The sequence below is a fragment of the Fructobacillus durionis genome (genome assembly GCF_900112405.1).
GTDB lineage: Bacteria > Bacillota > Bacilli > Lactobacillales > Lactobacillaceae > Fructobacillus > Fructobacillus durionis.
In genome coordinates this window covers 20,766-36,518 of record NZ_FOLI01000006.1, presented here as the reverse complement: position 1 = coordinate 36,518, position 15,753 = coordinate 20,766, and the positions used below count along the sequence as shown (strand labels likewise).

Sequence of the window (15,753 nt, the reverse complement as noted above, 5' to 3'; positions counted from 1 at the left end):
CAAAAAGGCTCTGTATCAACGAAAAATACGGTTTAAATAAATATAAAAAAAACAATAATTCTTTTCAGAATTATTGCTTTTGTGTCTATTTTGTCTTAAAAAATATCATTATGCGAAGAAATGCTGCTCTTCTTTTGCAATATTGTTCTTTACTGTCGTTGAATACCAGAACGGAACGTGGACTTTACCGATGACGTGCTTCTTTGAAACGAAGCCGAAGTAACGGGAATCGTTTGAAACGGAACGGTGGTCACCTAGCACGAAGTAGGAGTCCTTCGGAACGACCGTTGAGTTTCGGTCATTCTGCTTCCAAAGTCCCGTTGACGACAAGGACTTCAGATCCCAGGACGAACCGAAGGAAGAAGCAGTTCCTGTTGTTTGTTCATCCGAAGAGATAAAGGACTGGTTCACCTTCTTGTTGTTTACGTACAAAGTACCGTCCTTGTAGGAAACGGTATCACCGGCCACGGCGATGACACGCTTAACGTAGTCCTTGTTTCCACTTTGAATTCGTGGGTCTTCCTTGCGGGCGTCAAAGACAACAACATCCCCACGTTTCAAGTTCTCCGTCTTTTGGACAAAGACCTTTTGCTGGTCCAACAAGTTAGGATCCATTGAGTCACCGTTAATCGTGACGATGTTGACCCAGAAAGTCGTGATGGCCAAGTAGGCCACAACACCTAAGGCAATTGGCACAATCCAATTCCAAATAAATGATAGTAATTTCTTCATAGTAATATCCTCGAATTAAGCTTACTCGTTTCCCTACGGGCTGGCAAGTTTGTCCAGTGAGTCAGAGTAAGTTTTTTATCTTTTCTTCTATATAAATAGGTCGAATGACTGTCTTTATCAAAAGGTCTCAACAGAGGGCTTAGTTAATCTTTGGTAATTCAGACAACACCGCTTCTTCATAGGGAATCGATGGCAGGGCGCCAGCAGAAGCAACCGTGATGGAAGAAGCCGCTACGGCATAGCGAATCGCCCCTTCAATGTTATCAAAGGAAGGTGACAAGCGTGATAGCAAGGCACCGATGAAGGTGTCACCGGCAGCGGTTGTATCAATGGCGGTTGTCTTGATGGCTGGTACCATCACTTCCTTACCAGACTTTGCCTTGTAAAAAGCACCTTTGTCACCCAGGGTGATCAACACGTGTTCCAATCCCATGTCAAAGAAGAAATTGGCATTGGCAATCAATGATTCGCGGTCCGTTACTGGAATGTTCGAAATCAAAGCAGCCTCGTGTTCGTTTGGAATAATCATATCCGTCAAAGACAGCAATGACTTTGGCAGGTCTTCCTGGTCAGGCACCGGTGCTGGATTCAAAACTGTCGTGACATCCATGTCCTTAGCTTCTTTAAAAGCTGCCTGGGCCGTTTCCAAAGGAATCTCCAACTGCGTCAAGCAGAAGTCGGAATCCTTCAGCGACTCCCGTTGGTCCCAGATATCCTTGGCTGACAAGTCACCGTTGGCGCCTTCGTAGACATAGATGATGTTATCGCCGGTCGCCTTGGAAACCGTGATGTAGGCCTGGCCAGTCTGGAACTTCTCAGACTGCATGACATAGTCCAAGTTCAAGTTATCCTCGCCGACTTGCTCGGCAAGGTTGAATTCGGCACCGACTTTGGTAATGAAGTTCGACAAAGCACCGGAACGGGCGATAGCCACGGCCTGGTTCAAGCCCTTCCCGCCCATCACTTCTTCCTGGTGCTGAGCAATTGATAGTGTCTCACCAGAAGCCGCCAAACGGGGCACTCGGGTTACGCGGTCCAAATTAGTTGAGCCAACTACGGTTACTTGCTTTTTCATGGTCATCCTTTTCTGTCTGACAAAATTTATTCACTCCTTATTTTACTAAAAATGCCCGACTTTAGCAGTAAAAATAGGAAAGTCATCCCGGCCAAAAGGCCCTTGTCTGCTATAATAGAGAATAGATTACGTCGTTTTAATGGAGGATTTACCGTGAATGACCATAAAGTAAAAGCTGCTCAAATGGCCGTTGAGTTGATTCCTAACCAAGCCATCGTTGGCCTCGGTTCTGGCTCAACCGCTTCCATCTTTATCGACTTGCTAGCTAAAAAGGCCCATGAAGAGTCCATGGACATCACCTGTGTCGCCACTTCCGGTCAAACACAGCAGTTAGCCCTTGGCTTCGGTCTTAAAGTTGTCGACATCGACGCCGTTGATCGCATCGATGTTACCGTTGACGGTGCCGACGAAGTGGACCCTTACCTGAACGGGATTAAGGGTGGCGGTGCCGCCCTTCTCTTCGAAAAGATTGTGGCCGTTAACTCACAGAAGAACATCTGGGTGGTCGACTCTTCCAAGAAGCATCCCCGCCTCGGTTCCTTCAAGCTGCCGGTTGAAGTTGTGAAGTTCGGTGTCCACCACGTTTACAACTACTTGAAACAGCGGGACTTGAAGCCCGTTTACCGTCAGCAAGAAGACGGCAACTACCTGACGACCGACTCTGGTAACTACATCATCGATATCGATATTTCACGTGTGGATGATTTGCCAAAGTTGGCGGACGAACTGAAGTCCCTTACGGGCGTTGTCGAACACGGGCTCTTCATTGATGTCTGTGATGTTCTTTTGGACGGAAACACTGGTGAAAGTATCTACCGCAAAGATTTATAATTCATGATGCAATCAAAAAGGTGACGAAACATGGTTTCGTTGCCTTTTTTCTGTTGATTAACTATCTAAAGTAAACCGTTTCATACCTTTAGATAGCCGCCACTTTTGTCTGTCTCGGTTCACTTCACTACCGCTTATTCATAAATTACTCCAAATAATAAATGACACATTCGTCATTTTATAGTATAATTCTCTTTATCGTAATGACACTAGTGTCATTTTTTAAAAAGAGAGGTTATTTATGATCAAAGAAAGTAAAAAAATTGCTGGGCTAGCCGTATTGCTAGCCATTCACATCTTGCTCAGTCGAATTGCGATTGGGCCCGACTTTGCCAAAATCAGTTTGGCCTTTATTCCACTCGTTATTGCGGGCTACTTCTACGGTAGTATTGCCAACATGCTCATGTGCATTCTAGCCAATATTATCGTGTTCACTATTTTTTCAACCGGTACTTTCTCCCCCTTTTTCCTGTTCTCGGCAGCACTAGCTGGATTTTCTTACGGCTTTTTGAAGAAACCAACAATCACCCGGATTATCCTTGTTAACTTCGTGGTGGTCGTCGGCATTTCCTTCTTCATCAACACTGCCATTATCTCCTTCTCCTACCACGTACCGCTGAAAGGCTTACTTGTGAGCCGTGCGATTCGAACGGCTATCACCCTTGTTATCCAAATCGCCATCAGCATCCCCCTACTAAAGAACTCCGCCATTCAGCAGATGAAAAGAAAAATGAACTAAACGATGAAGTATATTCATAGAAAAAAGGTGACGAAACAATGTTTCATCACCTTTTTCTATTAATTAATTAAATCAAACTGTCGTTCAAACTGCTGGAACTGCCGGTCAATCTGAATTTCCTGCAGCTCACCGGTCAAGGCGAGGACGTTCATCCCTTCAATCAAGAGCATCAGTTCCTCGGCCAGCAGGCGCACTTGGTCACTAGCGAGCTTTCCCTGCTCAGCCCCTAGGTTTAGAAGAGACTGCACAGTTGCTCGCGTGGCGTTCACTTGTTTCTGTTTTAGACGGCGATCAGCCTCCGTATTATGGGTGAACGAATACTCGTACATTGCCCGTAGCAAGGAAGGCTTACCCTGTGACAAACCAAGTAAGCGTTTTTTGTGATCGGTCAGGTAGTCTGTCAGGACTTTATCAAAGTCTGGTTTGTCCTTTAGCTCCTGGCGGATGAGGTCAAACTGACGAACGGAACGACTACGAATTACCTCGATAAAGAGTTCGTCGACCGATTGAAAGTATAAATAGATTCCGCCACGACTAATGCCACATGCATTAATGATTCGCTGCATGTTGACGTTTAAGAAGCCCTCTTCTGAAAAAACCTGCGTGGCCGTCTTCAGAATGGCTTCCTTTTTTGCCTGTCTTGTTTTACTTAGTTCTGCTGTAGTCATGAATAACCTCAAATATAAAATGACATCCTCGTCAATTTATAGTATAATCAATTTTATTGAAATGACAAAGGCGTCATTTTTTTGAATAGGAGAATCACATGAAATCAAAGCAAACAAACCAACTCTTTGTGGCAACCACCATGTTTGTCGCTATTATCATCTTACAATCCGTTGTACCCTTCCTAGGCTACATTCCATTGGGGGCCGTTGTCATCGGTGCTTCGGCGGTTATTCTACCAGCCACCGCTGCCTTGGCCGGTATTAGTCTCGGGGCAAAGCCCGGCTTCATCGTTGCCTTTTTCTGGGCCGGTTATTCCTGGATAAAAGCCATGCTCCATCCAGGCACCTTTGGTGCGCTGCTATTTTCGAACCCACTGGTGGCCTTTATCCCCCGCTTGCTTGTCGGCTTCTTGATTGGTTACATTGCCAAACGTTGCTTTGTTGATCAAGACAAACCCGTCTGGTTCCTTTTCTCAATGGGAAGTCTCGCGGCCTTCATCAATACGTCCATGGTGATCTTGATGACCTGGTTGTCCTTAACGGTCATGCCTACCCATGCCTACGGCATTCCCAAGGAGAACCTATTCTTCTGGTTGATCTCCGTCTTGGCCTTCAACTTCATCTTTGAAGTCATCATTAACGGTGTTCTAGTCGCAGCCATTGGCCCCATCTTGTTAAAGCGCCTACCAAAATTTAACTAATCTGTTGTAGTCATAAAAAGTCCCGCCATTTGTTAAGCAAATGGCGGGACTTTTTCATTAAGTTATTAATCGTCAGTAGTTAATGTTTTTACTTACGACCCTTTGTAAAGAAGTAGGTCAGTGTTGCAGAAAGGCCGAGCGTAAGTGGTAGGAAGACACCGAACTTCTGCTCAATCTGCTTTCCCGTACTTGGCAACTGGGCCCGGTGCTTGCGGCGACTGTTCTGTGTTGACTGGGATGATTGACCGTTATCGTCTTGATCATCCTGGTCGTTGTCATCCTCCCCACCGGTCGATGGCAAGTTCAAGCCATTCCGGTGGTGACGGTTATTGTTTGATGCTGGTGCCGCTGGGTTAACTGAATAATTGACGTTGACTGTCTTATCCAGTTCATCTTCCGTATCCGCCTCCGTTAGGTTAGGCGTCTCACTGGCAATCTTGGTAACTGCTTGGCCGTCCACCTTCGGATTAATGTACTTGGTATCAATGGTTTCTGGCAGGACTACTTCAGCAAATTGACTCGCCTGACCAGTCTTTACTGTCCAAGCGCTCGTCTTACTCGTATCCTTTAGCAAGTCCTTGGTAATGGTACGTTGGTAGGTCAACTCCTGGACCGTGGCTGAAGCGATGGTCTTACCGGATTGGTCCTGGTAATTAATCGTTCGCTTCACGACTTTGGTCTCCGTTTTCGTCAAATGACGACCCCAGACGTACCAACCACCAGGGTGGGAACCCGTGTCGTACAAGGTACGGAAGTCCTTACTACTCAAATCATCACCAGTTTCATTCCGGTCGGTTGGATTATCGATTGGCGTATAGAGGTGGTCGTACCGGTCACCCTTCCAGGTGTCGCCTAACAGTGACCACCAGGAGAAGTGGGCGTTTGGCATGTTAATGAAGAGCTGGCTACCATCCCCAATGCCATTAAACATGTAATCCATGCTGTCCTTCAGGACTTTACTGGTATCAAAACTCGAAATGTCCAAGTAATGCAAACCAGAAGCCATGGAGAACATAGCGTACATCGACGTTACGTTTGCCGTGTTAAAGTGGCTCAAATCCAATGAATGCAAAGCAGAATCGTTGGAGAAGAGGTAGCGCATGTTCGTCACCTGGCTGGTGTTAAAGTTGCTAACATCCAGACTCTGTAAGGCAGATAAGCCGGAGAACATGGCCGACATATCGGTGACCTTCGAGGTATCAAAGTGACTGACATCCAAAGCAGTCAACTGAGCATCCCCACGGAACATGTAGTACATTGACGTTACGTCGGACGTATCCAAGTAGGATAAACCATCAATGCTAGTCAACTGGTGCAATTCAGCCAGTAAGTGATCCGAGTTCTCCGGTGCTTTCACCGCACCGGTAAAGCGAATCGTTTGAATATCCTGGGCAAAGCTGAGGTCTTCGACCTTGCTCATAGTGCCACCCGCATTAATCGTTAGCGTCTTACTCGTGTCATCCCAACTGTAGGAGGCGCTTCCTAAATTACCGGTGCTAGGACTTACTACAGCTGCTTGGCTAGTCGTGTCTGCGGCAAAGGCTGTCGAATGGTTCTGCGATGCAGCCGTCCCGAGACCGCCCAACAAGACGAGCGAAACGACTGGTAGAATTAACCAACTTTTCTTCGTTCGAGGCAGCACTGTTAATTGATGATTGTCATACACGTTATACTTCATGGTTCCTTGCTTAAGTTCGTTTGAGATAAGCCCCTCCGAAATGTTTGATGAGTGATGAATGTCTTCTCAGGTTAAATTCTGAGTTATCCATTGAGTGAATTGTTACACAATGTGACGATACTTTTACATTTGTAATATTACTTATCTGTTTTACCACCAATATGTGGAATTGTATAGGGGATATCGAAAACTTTTTGTCCATTTTTAATAGGAAATTTCTTTTTACTCTCGTCTTGAAAAATAAAGGGCAAAAGCCTATCATAAAGCTATATCTAGCTAATCTAGAATCTTTCTTTAATGGAGCTTGAACCATGACCTCGTCAACAACTCAATCCGCCCTAAACGACACTGTCCATCCCGAGCACCTACGCCAGCACATGGCTGTGCGTTGGGAGAAGTTAATCGGTGAGGAAAAAGTCCCCGCCCGTCAGGCCTCCTTACCCGTTCGCGCCTCGATTGTCGGCCGCGTCGGCATTCTCTTACTCTCCTGTGGTACGGGAGCCTGGCGTGTCCGTTCGGCAATGAACACGGTCGCCCGGGCCTTGCAACTGACTCTATCAGCCGACATCGGCTTTACCGCTATCACCTTCTCCTGCTTTGATGGTTCGGAGTCCTATACCGAATCACTGTCATTAGCCGCAACCGGTGTGAACACCCACAAGATGACACTCATCGAAAACTTCGTGGCGAACTTTGCAACCGAGTATGCGGATCAGCAACCACAAGTGGCACACAAAGCGCTCAGCAAAATTCAAAAGCAGCCTGGTAACTACTCAGCCTTCATGGCTGGTCTAGCCGCTGCCATCGCCTGCGCAGGCTTTATCTTTTTGCTTGGCGGGGGACCAGTTGAAATGTTCGGTTGCTTTACAGGCGCCTTTGCCGGGAACTTCACCCGTAAAAAGCTCGGTGGTCGCCACTGGAACGCGGTGGCCACTACCTGCCTCGGCGTTGCAGCAGCCTGTTTAACCTATGTTGCAACCCTCTTTATCCTAGGACTCTTCGTTCATCTTTCATCCGCGCACGAAGCCGGTTACATCGGTTCCATGCTCTTTGTCATTCCAGGTTTCCCCTTCATCACATCAATCTTGGATTTGTCGAAGAACGACATGCGCTCGGGATTAGAACGTCTGGCCTTTGCCTTGATGATTATTTTCTCGGCTACCTTGATTGGTTGGCTACTGGCCTTGCTCTTCCAACTGCATCCCCAAAACTTCCTGCCCCAGGGGCTGTCGCTCTACCCACTCATCGCCTGCCGCCTAATGGCCTCCTTTGCTGGGGTCTTCGGCTTCTCGATGATGTTTAACTCCAAACCAAAGATGGCCATCACTGCCGGTTTGATTGGAGCTGTGGCCAACACAACCCGTCTGGAACTGGTGGATCTCTCACAGTTACCACCCGCAGCAGCAGCCTTCATCGGTGCTCTAATTGCCGGTGTTGCCGCATCCCTCATTAATCACCGGACGGACTTTCCCCGTATTTCACTGACCGTTCCCGCCATCGTAATCATGGTGCCTGGTCTCTACATCTACCGCGGAGTTTATAACCTGGGTCTAAACAACATTGGTACCGGTGCCACTTGGCTGGTCCGTGCCGCACTGATTATGGTCTTTCTACCATTTGGACTATACGTCGCCCGCTTCCTCTTTGATAAGGACTGGCGTAAAGTCGACTAAAATATTTAACTAAAAAAGCGTCCTTGAAGATGGTTCTCCAGGGACGTTTTTTATTTGAGGTTTTTTAACAATAAAACAGAATAGATGATAGAATGATTGATGTTTAGAGAGCACATCATAGAGAGAAGAATCCCAATGCATTTTATTAAGAAATACCGCTTCCCAATCGGTCTGATTGTCATCCTTTTGGTGGCTGGAGCAACCGCCTTTGTCTACTTCAGTCAACCTAACCAAAGTGATAAATCAGAAAAGAGTTCTGTGACCGTAGAAAAAATATCAGGTAAGAAAACATCTGATAAATCGAGTTCTTCAGCTAGCCAGTCGTCAGAAAATAGCACGTCTTCATCAAGTAACCTGGGCAGCGATTACGGCTTCCAGCGTCTCTCGGATACGCAAAATAAAAAAATTCCGATTGACCTTTCCCAGTATACAACTAGTAAAGTCGAACAGTTCCGCGCGTATTGTGGTCATGAAGAAGCCAACATTCCAATGACCGAAGGAACGATTAAGCCAAACAAAATGTTTACGGACGGTATAGCCTACTGGCACAGCAGCCTAACCGTTGATGGCAAGAAGATTCCGGTTGTCGCTTCCTACCAGCGAATGGGCTCATTCGCCATTTACACGACCCAGCCAACGGATAAGGATCTCAGCTTTATCTATAACGGTCAGGACTACAACGACTACATCGGTAAGGACAACTTAGATGCCATTGCCCACCAAAATAATTAACCATATCAATACAAGAAAGCCAGGAGGGACTTCTTCTGGCTTTTTATGTACAAAAAAAGAACCGCCAAACGGCGATTCTTTTCTTTAAAGTTTAAGAGTTACTCTTAGTACTTTGGTTCCCACTTCAAGGCTTCGATCGCTTCCTTAACGTCAGAAATCTTTTCCTTAGTGATGCCTTGGTCAACGGCTGATTGAGCAACCGCGATGGCAACGTCTTCAGAGAACTTTGTCAATTGTGAAACAGGAGGCAAAACAGCGGCACCTGGTTGTGATGCATCAACCAAACCACCCAATGAGTGAGCAGCGGCTGAGATCATTTCATCGTTCAATACTGTAGCAGTTGAAGCGATAGTTCCAAGTCCAAGACCTGGGTAAACCAAAGCGTTGTTAGCTTGTCCGATGTTGTAAGTTACACCCTTGTATTCGATTGGGTCAACAGGGATACCGTTGGCAACCAATGCCTTACCATCAGTCCATTCAAGCAAATCCTTAGCCGTTGCTTCAACCAACTTAGTTGGGTTAGACAATGGGAAGATGATTGGGCGTTCTACGTGAGAAGCCATTTCTTGAACGATTTCCTTAGTGAAGGCACCAGGAACAGTTGAAGTACCAACCATGATTGATGGCTTGATAGTTTGAACTGCAGTCAACAAATCAGTCAATTGGTCGGCGTTTTCGAATTCTGAACGCTTGCGAGCAAATGGCTTTTGTTCTGGAGTCAAGTCGTCCATGTCGTCAAAGAGGACACCTTGCTTGTCAAACAAGTAGATGTGTGACTTAGCTTCGTCTTCTGACAAACCTTCTTGCAACATTTCGTCGAAGATACGTGCGGCGATTCCACATCCGGCTGAACCAGCACCGAATGACAAGTATGTCTGGTCTGACAACTTTTCACCAGTGATGTTCATGGCACCCAATGCAGCGGCCAACGTGATGATTCCAGTTCCTTGGATGTCATCGTTGAATGTTGTGATGTCGTTCTTGTACTTGTTCAAGATCTTAGCACCGTTTTGACGGGCAAAGTCTTCCCAGTGCAAGTAAAGGTTAGGGAAAGTCTTTTCAGCAGCTTGTACGAAGTCATCAACAAACTTGTCGTACTTTTCACCACGAACACGTTCGTGACGGTTACCCAAGTAGTTAGGGTTTTCCAACAATTCCTTGTTGTTTGTTCCGTTGTCCAAGACAACAGGCAAAACGTCGGCTGGGTTAACACCTGCGGCTGCAGTATAAACCATCAACTTACCAACGGCGATATCAACACCGTTAACACCCCAGTCACCAATACCCAAGATACCTTCAGCATCAGTAACAACAATCAACTTGATGTCACGTCCGTTTGCGGCGTTCTTCAAGGCTTCTTCCATGCCTTCTGGGTTGTCGATTGACAAGTAAACAGCGTTTTGTGGGTCAACAAACAAATCTGAGTAGTTTTCGATCGTGTCAGCGATAACTGGATCGTAAACGATTGGCATGAATTCAACCACGTGTTGTGAGAACATGTAGTAGAACAATGTGTGGTTTGTGTTGAAGATTTCCATCAAGAACAAACGCTTTTCTAAGTCAGATGGCTTTGACTGGTATTGTGCGTATGTTGCTGCTTCTTGTTCTTCCAAAGTTTGCACACGTGGAGGCAAGAGACCGGCTACGCCGAGTTCCTTACGTTCTTCCATTGTGAAACCTGTCCCCTTGTTCAAGAAGGGGTTGTTCAAGATCTCGATTGGTGTTGTCATATGAGATGAACTCCTTTTTCTATCCACTTTAGGTTGCATCTTGTGATGCGCTTCCATACCTAAGTTCTGGCCACTAGTTTACAAGCAAAATCGCACTCCGTCAAACCAAAACGGCCTTTTTTCGCGGACAATATTTCGATAATGTCGCTTTATTTCACAATATTTTTGATATACTTTAAATACTTTAAACAGAAGAAGTTTTTTTATAATTTTAACTTTTTTATAATTTGAGAGGGAATCCCAAATGAGAATTCAAGATTTAGAATACTATCTTTCACTTGCCGAACTTGGTTCCTTTTCACAAGTCTCCAAAAAGTTCCAAGTTTCGCAGCCAACCATTTCATTGGCCATGCAACGACTAGAAAAAGAACTCAATACTGAATTAATTTGGCGTGATCCTGGCCATCAGAAACTCGCCTTAACCCACCCGGGTCAAATTCTGCTTAAACACGCCAAGAAAATTGTTGCGCAATACCAACAAGCAGAAGATGAGATTCAAAAGGAAGCGGAGCAAAAGCTAGTTCTCGGCCTGTCCGAAATCGTTGACTTCGCCTACTTCCCATCCATTGAAGAACACCTGTCCGATCACTTCTTTACCCACCTCCGTAAGGAAACGGTCAACGCCGAGACCGCCCTCGAGCAATTACAAAAGGGTCAGTTCGACGCCCTCTTAATTACCGGTTCTCTTCCAATAGAAGAAAAGTTAACCATCATCGACATCCCCCATCCCCCCTTGCACCTCTCAGCAGGCAAGCCCTTGCCGGACTTTCAGCTCTCCTTTGTCTACCAAAAGGACAGCCTAGAAAACAGTGACTTAGCGCTGATTCTAGAAGAGTTACAGGGGGCCATCGCCTCGGCGCAGGCCAAAGACTTTGCCCTTATAAGCAAAAGTGAGTAAGTACCAGCTGTTTGACTATAAGATTTGCCCTCCGATATGCTTAGAACGTTGTTTAGAAACACTTTCTGCGAAAGGAACAAAATCATGAAAAAAACTGGTATTTTAGTTGGGGCCATGACGGTCTTACTCGTCATTGTCCTGGCCATCGTGCTCTGGCCCAAGTCCTCTGAAAAGAGTAGTAGCGACGGGAAGCTCAACATTGTTGCTTCAACAAACGTCTACGCTGAAGTAGCCGAGACGGTTGCGGGTAATAAGGCCCATGTCTCAGCCATCATCACCAAGCAGTCCGTTTCACCCGAGGACTACGAGCCAACCAACGATGTCGCAAAGAAAGTCTCGAAGGCTGACATCGCCCTCGGTAACGGTCTTGGTTACGACGCCTGGTTGAACAAGCTGACGAAGTCGTCCAAGACAACCAAGTTGCTACTCGCCTCCGACATGCTCAACAAGGATAGCAAGGCCAACCCCCACCTTTGGAACGACCCAAACAACATGATTACGGTCGCTCAGAAGTTGGCGGACGAACTATCCAAGAAGGATCCAGGCAACAAGGACTACTACCAAAAGAACGCGGCTGCTTATAAGGAAAAGTTGCAACCAGTAACCGATAAGGTGAACGAGTTGAAGGCCAAGATGGCTGGTAAGAAAGTCTTTGAGACGGAATCCATTTACGAATACATGTTAAATAACTTGGGTGCAACCATCGTTGGTGATGACTTCGCAGAAGCCATCGCTGAAGATACGGACCCTTCCGCTGCTGCAACCAAGGAAGTTCGCGAGGCCTTGAAGAACCACCAGGTCGACTTCGTGGTCCAAAACACGCAGACAACGGGTGGCGACGTTGATAAGATGGTCAAGCTGGCCAAGGAACAGAACATTCCAATCGTCAAAGTCACGGAAACATCACCAGACAACACCTCCTACGTTGACTGGAAGTTGTCCGAACTAAAGCAAATTGAAAAGATTGTCTCCTAAGTACACGGGGACACAGAAAAACCGGTTCGCAGAAAGGCGAGCCGGTTTTTCGTTTTCATCTTTTAATTATCTTGACCGCGTAGTCGGCGTGACAAACGAGGTTCATGCTTTTTCCAATAGAAGAAAGTGACAATCACTAGAACAATCTTGAAGCAAGAGAAGGCTGAATGGGCGTAGCCTTGAAGCATCCCCTCGGTTCCCGTTGTGGTCAGGATGAAGTCATCCAGGAAGTGGGCCGCCACTGCCGCCCAAATCGATCCAGTCTGTGCGTACAAGGCTGAAAAGGCTAATCCACCAACAAAAGCCAGGGCAGACTGAACAATTACATAGGCCAGTGGCATGTGCGTCAAATTCGTAAAGTGCATGAGTGCAAAGACTAAATCGGAGTATAAAATCCCCTTCACGAGCTTCTGACGTGTATAACCATCACGCAAGAGGTAAGTGAGGAACATTCCCATCAGAACACCACGGGCGAAGAATTCTTCTGGGAAACCACCCATCAAGCCAGTTCCAAGTGACTCCCAAAGGTTATGAGCCGATAGGAATGGGATAGCCACGGCCACGACAAAGATCCAGTAGGCCGCTTCCCACCATGAAAAGGCTGGCTTGATGAAGATTCTTTGTTTCGTGACAAAGGCGTTGATACCCAGCACCACCAGTAGCTCCGTCATCTTCGAGATAAACTGGGCGGTGAACTGTTCCAGGTGGAACTGGTAATAGGCCCAGTTCACGGCCTGAAAGACAAGTATGTGTTGGACGAACAGGTCCAAGGCCAAGAAGGAAATGGTCAGGATGACCAATTTCTTAAAATTTGTTTGCTGCTGCATCTTATCTTCCCTTTTATTTTAAATTTTTTGTTTAATTTCAAATTCATTTTGAAGTATACCACACTTGGAGGGAACTTCGCTTAAGTCCTAACAAAAAAGAACTAGCCAAATTAGACCAGTTCAAAATAAAGCATTATTCTGTTCATTCTTAACGCAAAGCAAGAAGATTCATAGCCTTTAATCGGTCCCTTTTTCAAGGGAAATCTTGCCGTCCACTAACTGATATATGCGGTCAGCCTTTTCACGGAGACGAAGGTCGTGGGTCACAACCACAACGGCCTTATTCTCCTTTTCGGCAATATCTTTAAAGAGCTGGCCAACCTCCTGGACACGCTTTGAATCGAGGGCAGCAGTTGGTTCATCGGCCAAAACAAAGTCTGGGTTGGCGTAAAGGGCACGAGCGATGGCCACTCGCTGACTTTGCCCACCCGATAATTCGCCAGGATACTTCTTCATTAAGTTACCAATGCCCAGGCGGTCGATATCCTCTTGAAAGCGCTGGGCTGGCAAGTTTCCCGTCTTTTTGACTTTATCGACCAGGCGGAACTGCTCTTCGACCATCAGGTATGGCACTAAGCTGTATGACTGGAGGACAAAGCCGATGTGATTCAAGCGGAAGGCATCAGCGGCCTTGCCATGCTGGTTATCGAAACGTTGGCCATTAATGATAACCTGGCCCTCGCTCGGTTGCTGTAAGCCACCAAGAATGGTCAAAAGCGTTGACTTTCCTGAACCGGAAGGGCCCAGAATCAAGGTTAGCTCCCCGGCCTTCGCCTCGAAGTTCACATCGTTGAGAGCCTGAACACGGTTCGTTCCGGCTCCAAAGACTTTACTAACAGCCTTTAATTCAAGTTTCTGCATGCTAACCTCCAATAACCGAAACAGGGTCGATTTTTGCAATAATACGCATTGGAATAACGGCACCGATAATACCGGTCAGAACCAAGAGAACGGCAGTGGTCGTGATGAGTCCCGCGTCAAAGCTCATTGGAACGGCACTCGGAATCACAAGTGCTGTTGCAGCGGCCAGGCCAACGGCAAGGGCCACGGCGATTATCATGATGAGCAGGGTTTGACCAAGAGTATTCCAAATCAAGTAGGAAGTTGGAATACCCTGGGCCCGGAGGACTGCCAAGTTTTCTAGCTTTTGCATCGTCAAGATGTACAGGAAGATGGCCACGATGACGACCGAAATAATGATCAAAAAGGCAATCATAAAGAGGAAGGTCTGGTTCTGAGCTGAGTAGCCGGGCATCTTATTGAAAAGTTCCTGCTTGGTCAAAACCTGTAGGTTTGAGCCAGACGCACTTTGCTTGGATTCGCTCACAATGCCAGAGCCAACAAAACCAGCAGTAACACCCTTGATGTCGGACCAGTCATCCAGGGAACCGTAGACAACGGGGGCCATATTGTAGACCGATTTCTTGGCAAAACCGACCACCGTTAATTTCTTGTCAGACAGTCCCATCTTCACCTGCTGATTGAGGTGGAAGCCCTGCTTCTTTAACTGGTCGGACAGCACCACTTCACCAGCCTTATCGTTCCAGCGACCGGATGATAAAGTCACCTTCTTTTTGAGCTTGGCTTGCTCTTGTAAACCAACGAAAGTTGCCGACTGACGGGCGTTGCCATCTTTCAAAATCCCCTGGGCCAGGCCGACTAAGTCCTGATTATACTTCAGAGAACCACCGTTCACATCTGCCAACTGCTCCTTTGTCAGCAAGGATTGAGCCAGGTTACCATTTGCATCCTTATTCAAGATAACGGAGCGGCTTGACCAGGCGTTGACGGCGTCGGTGTTTTGACTCGCTAATCCCTGGGCCAGTGCCGACAGAATGAAAATCAGGTAGGCAACTAGTAAAATCACGCCGATGACGAGGCCATAGCGTAACTTTTCCTTTTTCATTTCATGTAATGCTAAGTACATTCGTTTTATCCCTTCTGCCAGTCTTCGACTGCGGACAACTGGGCAAGAATCGCCTCTTTATCCCCAGGATTTAAGAAGAATTGTCGTAACAAATGGTGGATGGCTAACGAGCCCAACCACTTTGGCAGCTCTTCTTGAGTCGTGACCTTCTCTTTGTAGCCTTGATGTGCTTCCAGAATCGCCTCGTTGATCACATAGTAGTGACAGATGAAGTCCTTATCCGGATTTTGGTTAATATTCTCGATAAAGTCCCGCGCAGCCTCGTAGGGATTGCCGACGTTCGTTTGTTTGTGAACACGAGTTAAGACGATTTTTAGCACATGGGCATAGGCATCCTGCAAGTCGTCAAAGTAAGTGTAGAAGGAACCACGTGGAATCTTAGCCTCTTCAACAATGTCTTTGACCGAGACGGTTAAGAGATCTTTTTCTGAAAAAACAGTAAACAAAGCCTGGATGATTTGTTCCTTTTTTTCTGCTTTGAGGTGGTCAAACATTGCTTTTGCCATCTTTTTTCTCCTTTTGACAGACTGTCATTTCGTTGACTAGTATACATCGAATTGACACGGT

Annotated in this window: 16 protein-coding genes; 7 read left to right on the top strand and 9 right to left on the bottom strand. The window is 46.5% G+C overall.

The annotated features are described in order from the left end of the window. Nucleotides 1-108: 108 nt before the first annotated feature. Both lepB and rbsK read right to left on the bottom strand, forming a co-directional pair. The gene (gene lepB / locus BMZ93_RS05310; protein WP_091502922.1) at nt 109-732 is read right to left on the bottom strand and encodes a signal peptidase I; all 624 of its coding nucleotides are present in this window, start codon (nt 730-732) and stop codon (nt 109-111) included. A 139-nt stretch (nt 733-871) separates the two neighbouring features. Continuing rightward, the gene (rbsK, locus tag BMZ93_RS05305; protein WP_091503029.1) at nt 872-1,807 is read right to left on the bottom strand and encodes a ribokinase; all 936 of its coding nucleotides are present in this window, start codon (nt 1,805-1,807) and stop codon (nt 872-874) included. 153 nt (nt 1,808-1,960) lie between these two features. Between rbsK and rpiA the strand changes: the two genes are divergently transcribed. Together rpiA and BMZ93_RS05295 are read left to right on the top strand one after the other, a co-directional pair. Continuing rightward, nucleotides 1,961-2,638 (top strand): ribose-5-phosphate isomerase RpiA, encoded by a 678-nt coding sequence (gene rpiA, locus BMZ93_RS05300; protein ID WP_091502920.1) that lies wholly within the window; start codon nt 1,961-1,963, stop codon nt 2,636-2,638. 241 nt (nt 2,639-2,879) lie between these two features. Further along, complete coding sequence (locus tag BMZ93_RS05295; RefSeq protein WP_091502918.1) at nt 2,880-3,377, top strand: folate family ECF transporter S component; 498 nt, start codon at nt 2,880-2,882, stop codon at nt 3,375-3,377. Between the two features lie 59 nt (nt 3,378-3,436). Here the strand turns inward: BMZ93_RS05295 and BMZ93_RS05290 are convergent, their stop codons facing one another. Beyond that, nucleotides 3,437-4,045, bottom strand: a complete 609-nt coding sequence (locus BMZ93_RS05290) for a TetR/AcrR family transcriptional regulator (protein ID WP_091502916.1) — start codon at nt 4,043-4,045, stop codon at nt 3,437-3,439. Between the two features lie 98 nt (nt 4,046-4,143). Between BMZ93_RS05290 and BMZ93_RS05285 the strand changes: the two genes are divergently transcribed. Beyond that, nucleotides 4,144-4,746: an ECF transporter S component gene (locus tag BMZ93_RS05285; RefSeq protein ID WP_091502914.1), complete on the top strand. Its 603-nt coding sequence runs from the start codon at nt 4,144-4,146 to the stop codon at nt 4,744-4,746. Between the two features lie 88 nt (nt 4,747-4,834). Here the strand turns inward: BMZ93_RS05285 and BMZ93_RS05280 are convergent, their stop codons facing one another. Further along, nucleotides 4,835-6,424: a BspA family leucine-rich repeat surface protein gene (locus tag BMZ93_RS05280; RefSeq protein ID WP_091502912.1), complete on the bottom strand. Its 1,590-nt coding sequence runs from the start codon at nt 6,422-6,424 to the stop codon at nt 4,835-4,837. Between the two features lie 311 nt (nt 6,425-6,735). Here BMZ93_RS05280 and BMZ93_RS05275 point away from each other — a divergent pair, with 311 nt between their 5' ends. Together BMZ93_RS05275 and BMZ93_RS05270 are read left to right on the top strand one after the other, a co-directional pair. Continuing rightward, nucleotides 6,736-8,097 carry a threonine/serine exporter family protein gene (locus tag BMZ93_RS05275; protein ID WP_091502910.1) on the top strand — a complete coding sequence of 454 codons (1,362 nt, stop codon included), beginning with the start codon at nt 6,736-6,738 and terminating at the stop codon, nt 8,095-8,097. Between the two features lie 135 nt (nt 8,098-8,232). After that, on the top strand, nt 8,233-8,829 hold the full coding sequence (locus tag BMZ93_RS05270) for a hypothetical protein (protein ID WP_091502908.1): 597 nt from the start codon (nt 8,233-8,235) through the stop codon (nt 8,827-8,829). 104 nt (nt 8,830-8,933) lie between these two features. Here the strand turns inward: BMZ93_RS05270 and BMZ93_RS05265 are convergent, their stop codons facing one another. After that, a complete protein-coding gene (locus tag BMZ93_RS05265; protein ID WP_091502906.1) occupies nt 8,934-10,598 on the bottom strand; it encodes a malolactic enzyme in 1,665 nt (554 codons plus the stop codon). A 205-nt stretch (nt 10,599-10,803) separates the two neighbouring features. Between BMZ93_RS05265 and BMZ93_RS05260 the strand changes: the two genes are divergently transcribed. Both BMZ93_RS05260 and BMZ93_RS05255 read left to right on the top strand, forming a co-directional pair. Further along, nucleotides 10,804-11,457, top strand: a complete 654-nt coding sequence (locus tag BMZ93_RS05260; RefSeq protein ID WP_091502904.1) for a LysR family transcriptional regulator — start codon at nt 10,804-10,806, stop codon at nt 11,455-11,457. An 84-nt stretch (nt 11,458-11,541) separates the two neighbouring features. Then, a complete protein-coding gene (locus BMZ93_RS05255; protein WP_091502902.1) occupies nt 11,542-12,432 on the top strand; it encodes a metal ABC transporter solute-binding protein, Zn/Mn family in 891 nt (296 codons plus the stop codon). Nucleotides 12,433-12,494: 62 nt separating this feature from the next. Here BMZ93_RS05255 and BMZ93_RS05250 read toward each other — a convergent pair whose 3' ends face one another. The 4 genes from BMZ93_RS05250 to BMZ93_RS05235 all read right to left on the bottom strand — a co-directional run bounded on the left by BMZ93_RS05250 (nt 12,495) and on the right by BMZ93_RS05235 (nt 15,692). Beyond that, a complete protein-coding gene (locus BMZ93_RS05250; RefSeq protein ID WP_091502900.1) occupies nt 12,495-13,259 on the bottom strand; it encodes a CPBP family intramembrane glutamic endopeptidase in 765 nt (254 codons plus the stop codon). A 177-nt stretch (nt 13,260-13,436) separates the two neighbouring features. Then, the gene (locus tag BMZ93_RS05245) at nt 13,437-14,120 is read right to left on the bottom strand and encodes an ABC transporter ATP-binding protein (protein WP_091502898.1); all 684 of its coding nucleotides are present in this window, start codon (nt 14,118-14,120) and stop codon (nt 13,437-13,439) included. Nucleotide 14,121: 1 nt separating this feature from the next. Beyond that, the gene (locus tag BMZ93_RS05240; protein WP_091502896.1) at nt 14,122-15,186 is read right to left on the bottom strand and encodes an FtsX-like permease family protein; all 1,065 of its coding nucleotides are present in this window, start codon (nt 15,184-15,186) and stop codon (nt 14,122-14,124) included. Nucleotides 15,187-15,191: 5 nt separating this feature from the next. Beyond that, on the bottom strand, nt 15,192-15,692 hold the full coding sequence (locus BMZ93_RS05235; RefSeq protein ID WP_091502894.1) for a TetR/AcrR family transcriptional regulator: 501 nt from the start codon (nt 15,690-15,692) through the stop codon (nt 15,192-15,194). Between the last annotated feature and the right edge of the window lie 61 nt (nt 15,693-15,753).

Excerpts from the sequence above, each read along its gene's own strand:
- BMZ93_RS05290 (WP_091502916.1), bottom strand. The coding sequence starts at position 4,045 with ATGACTACAGCAGAACTAAGTAAAACAAGACAGGCAAAAAAGGAAGCC.
- BMZ93_RS05280 (WP_091502912.1), bottom strand. The coding sequence starts at position 6,424 with ATGAAGTATAACGTGTATGACAATCATCAATTAACAGTGCTGCCTCGA.
- BMZ93_RS05240 (WP_091502896.1), bottom strand. The coding sequence starts at position 15,186 with ATGTACTTAGCATTACATGAAATGAAAAAGGAAAAGTTACGCTATGGC.
- BMZ93_RS05265 (WP_091502906.1), bottom strand. The coding sequence starts at position 10,598 with ATGCAACCTAAAGTGGATAGAAAAAGGAGTTCATCTCATATGACAACA.
- BMZ93_RS05255 (WP_091502902.1), top strand. The coding sequence starts at position 11,542 with ATGAAAAAAACTGGTATTTTAGTTGGGGCCATGACGGTCTTACTCGTC.
- rbsK (WP_091503029.1), bottom strand. The coding sequence starts at position 1,807 with ATGAAAAAGCAAGTAACCGTAGTTGGCTCAACTAATTTGGACCGCGTA.
- BMZ93_RS05235 (WP_091502894.1), bottom strand. The coding sequence starts at position 15,692 with ATGGCAAAAGCAATGTTTGACCACCTCAAAGCAGAAAAAAAGGAACAA.
- BMZ93_RS05270 (WP_091502908.1), top strand. The coding sequence starts at position 8,233 with ATGCATTTTATTAAGAAATACCGCTTCCCAATCGGTCTGATTGTCATC.
- BMZ93_RS05260 (WP_091502904.1), top strand. The coding sequence starts at position 10,804 with ATGAGAATTCAAGATTTAGAATACTATCTTTCACTTGCCGAACTTGGT.
- lepB (WP_091502922.1), bottom strand. The coding sequence starts at position 732 with ATGAAGAAATTACTATCATTTATTTGGAATTGGATTGTGCCAATTGCC.
- BMZ93_RS05295 (WP_091502918.1), top strand. The coding sequence starts at position 2,880 with ATGATCAAAGAAAGTAAAAAAATTGCTGGGCTAGCCGTATTGCTAGCC.
- BMZ93_RS05275 (WP_091502910.1), top strand. The coding sequence starts at position 6,736 with ATGACCTCGTCAACAACTCAATCCGCCCTAAACGACACTGTCCATCCC.
- BMZ93_RS05285 (WP_091502914.1), top strand. The coding sequence starts at position 4,144 with ATGAAATCAAAGCAAACAAACCAACTCTTTGTGGCAACCACCATGTTT.
- BMZ93_RS05250 (WP_091502900.1), bottom strand. The coding sequence starts at position 13,259 with ATGCAGCAGCAAACAAATTTTAAGAAATTGGTCATCCTGACCATTTCC.
- BMZ93_RS05245 (WP_091502898.1), bottom strand. The coding sequence starts at position 14,120 with ATGCAGAAACTTGAATTAAAGGCTGTTAGTAAAGTCTTTGGAGCCGGA.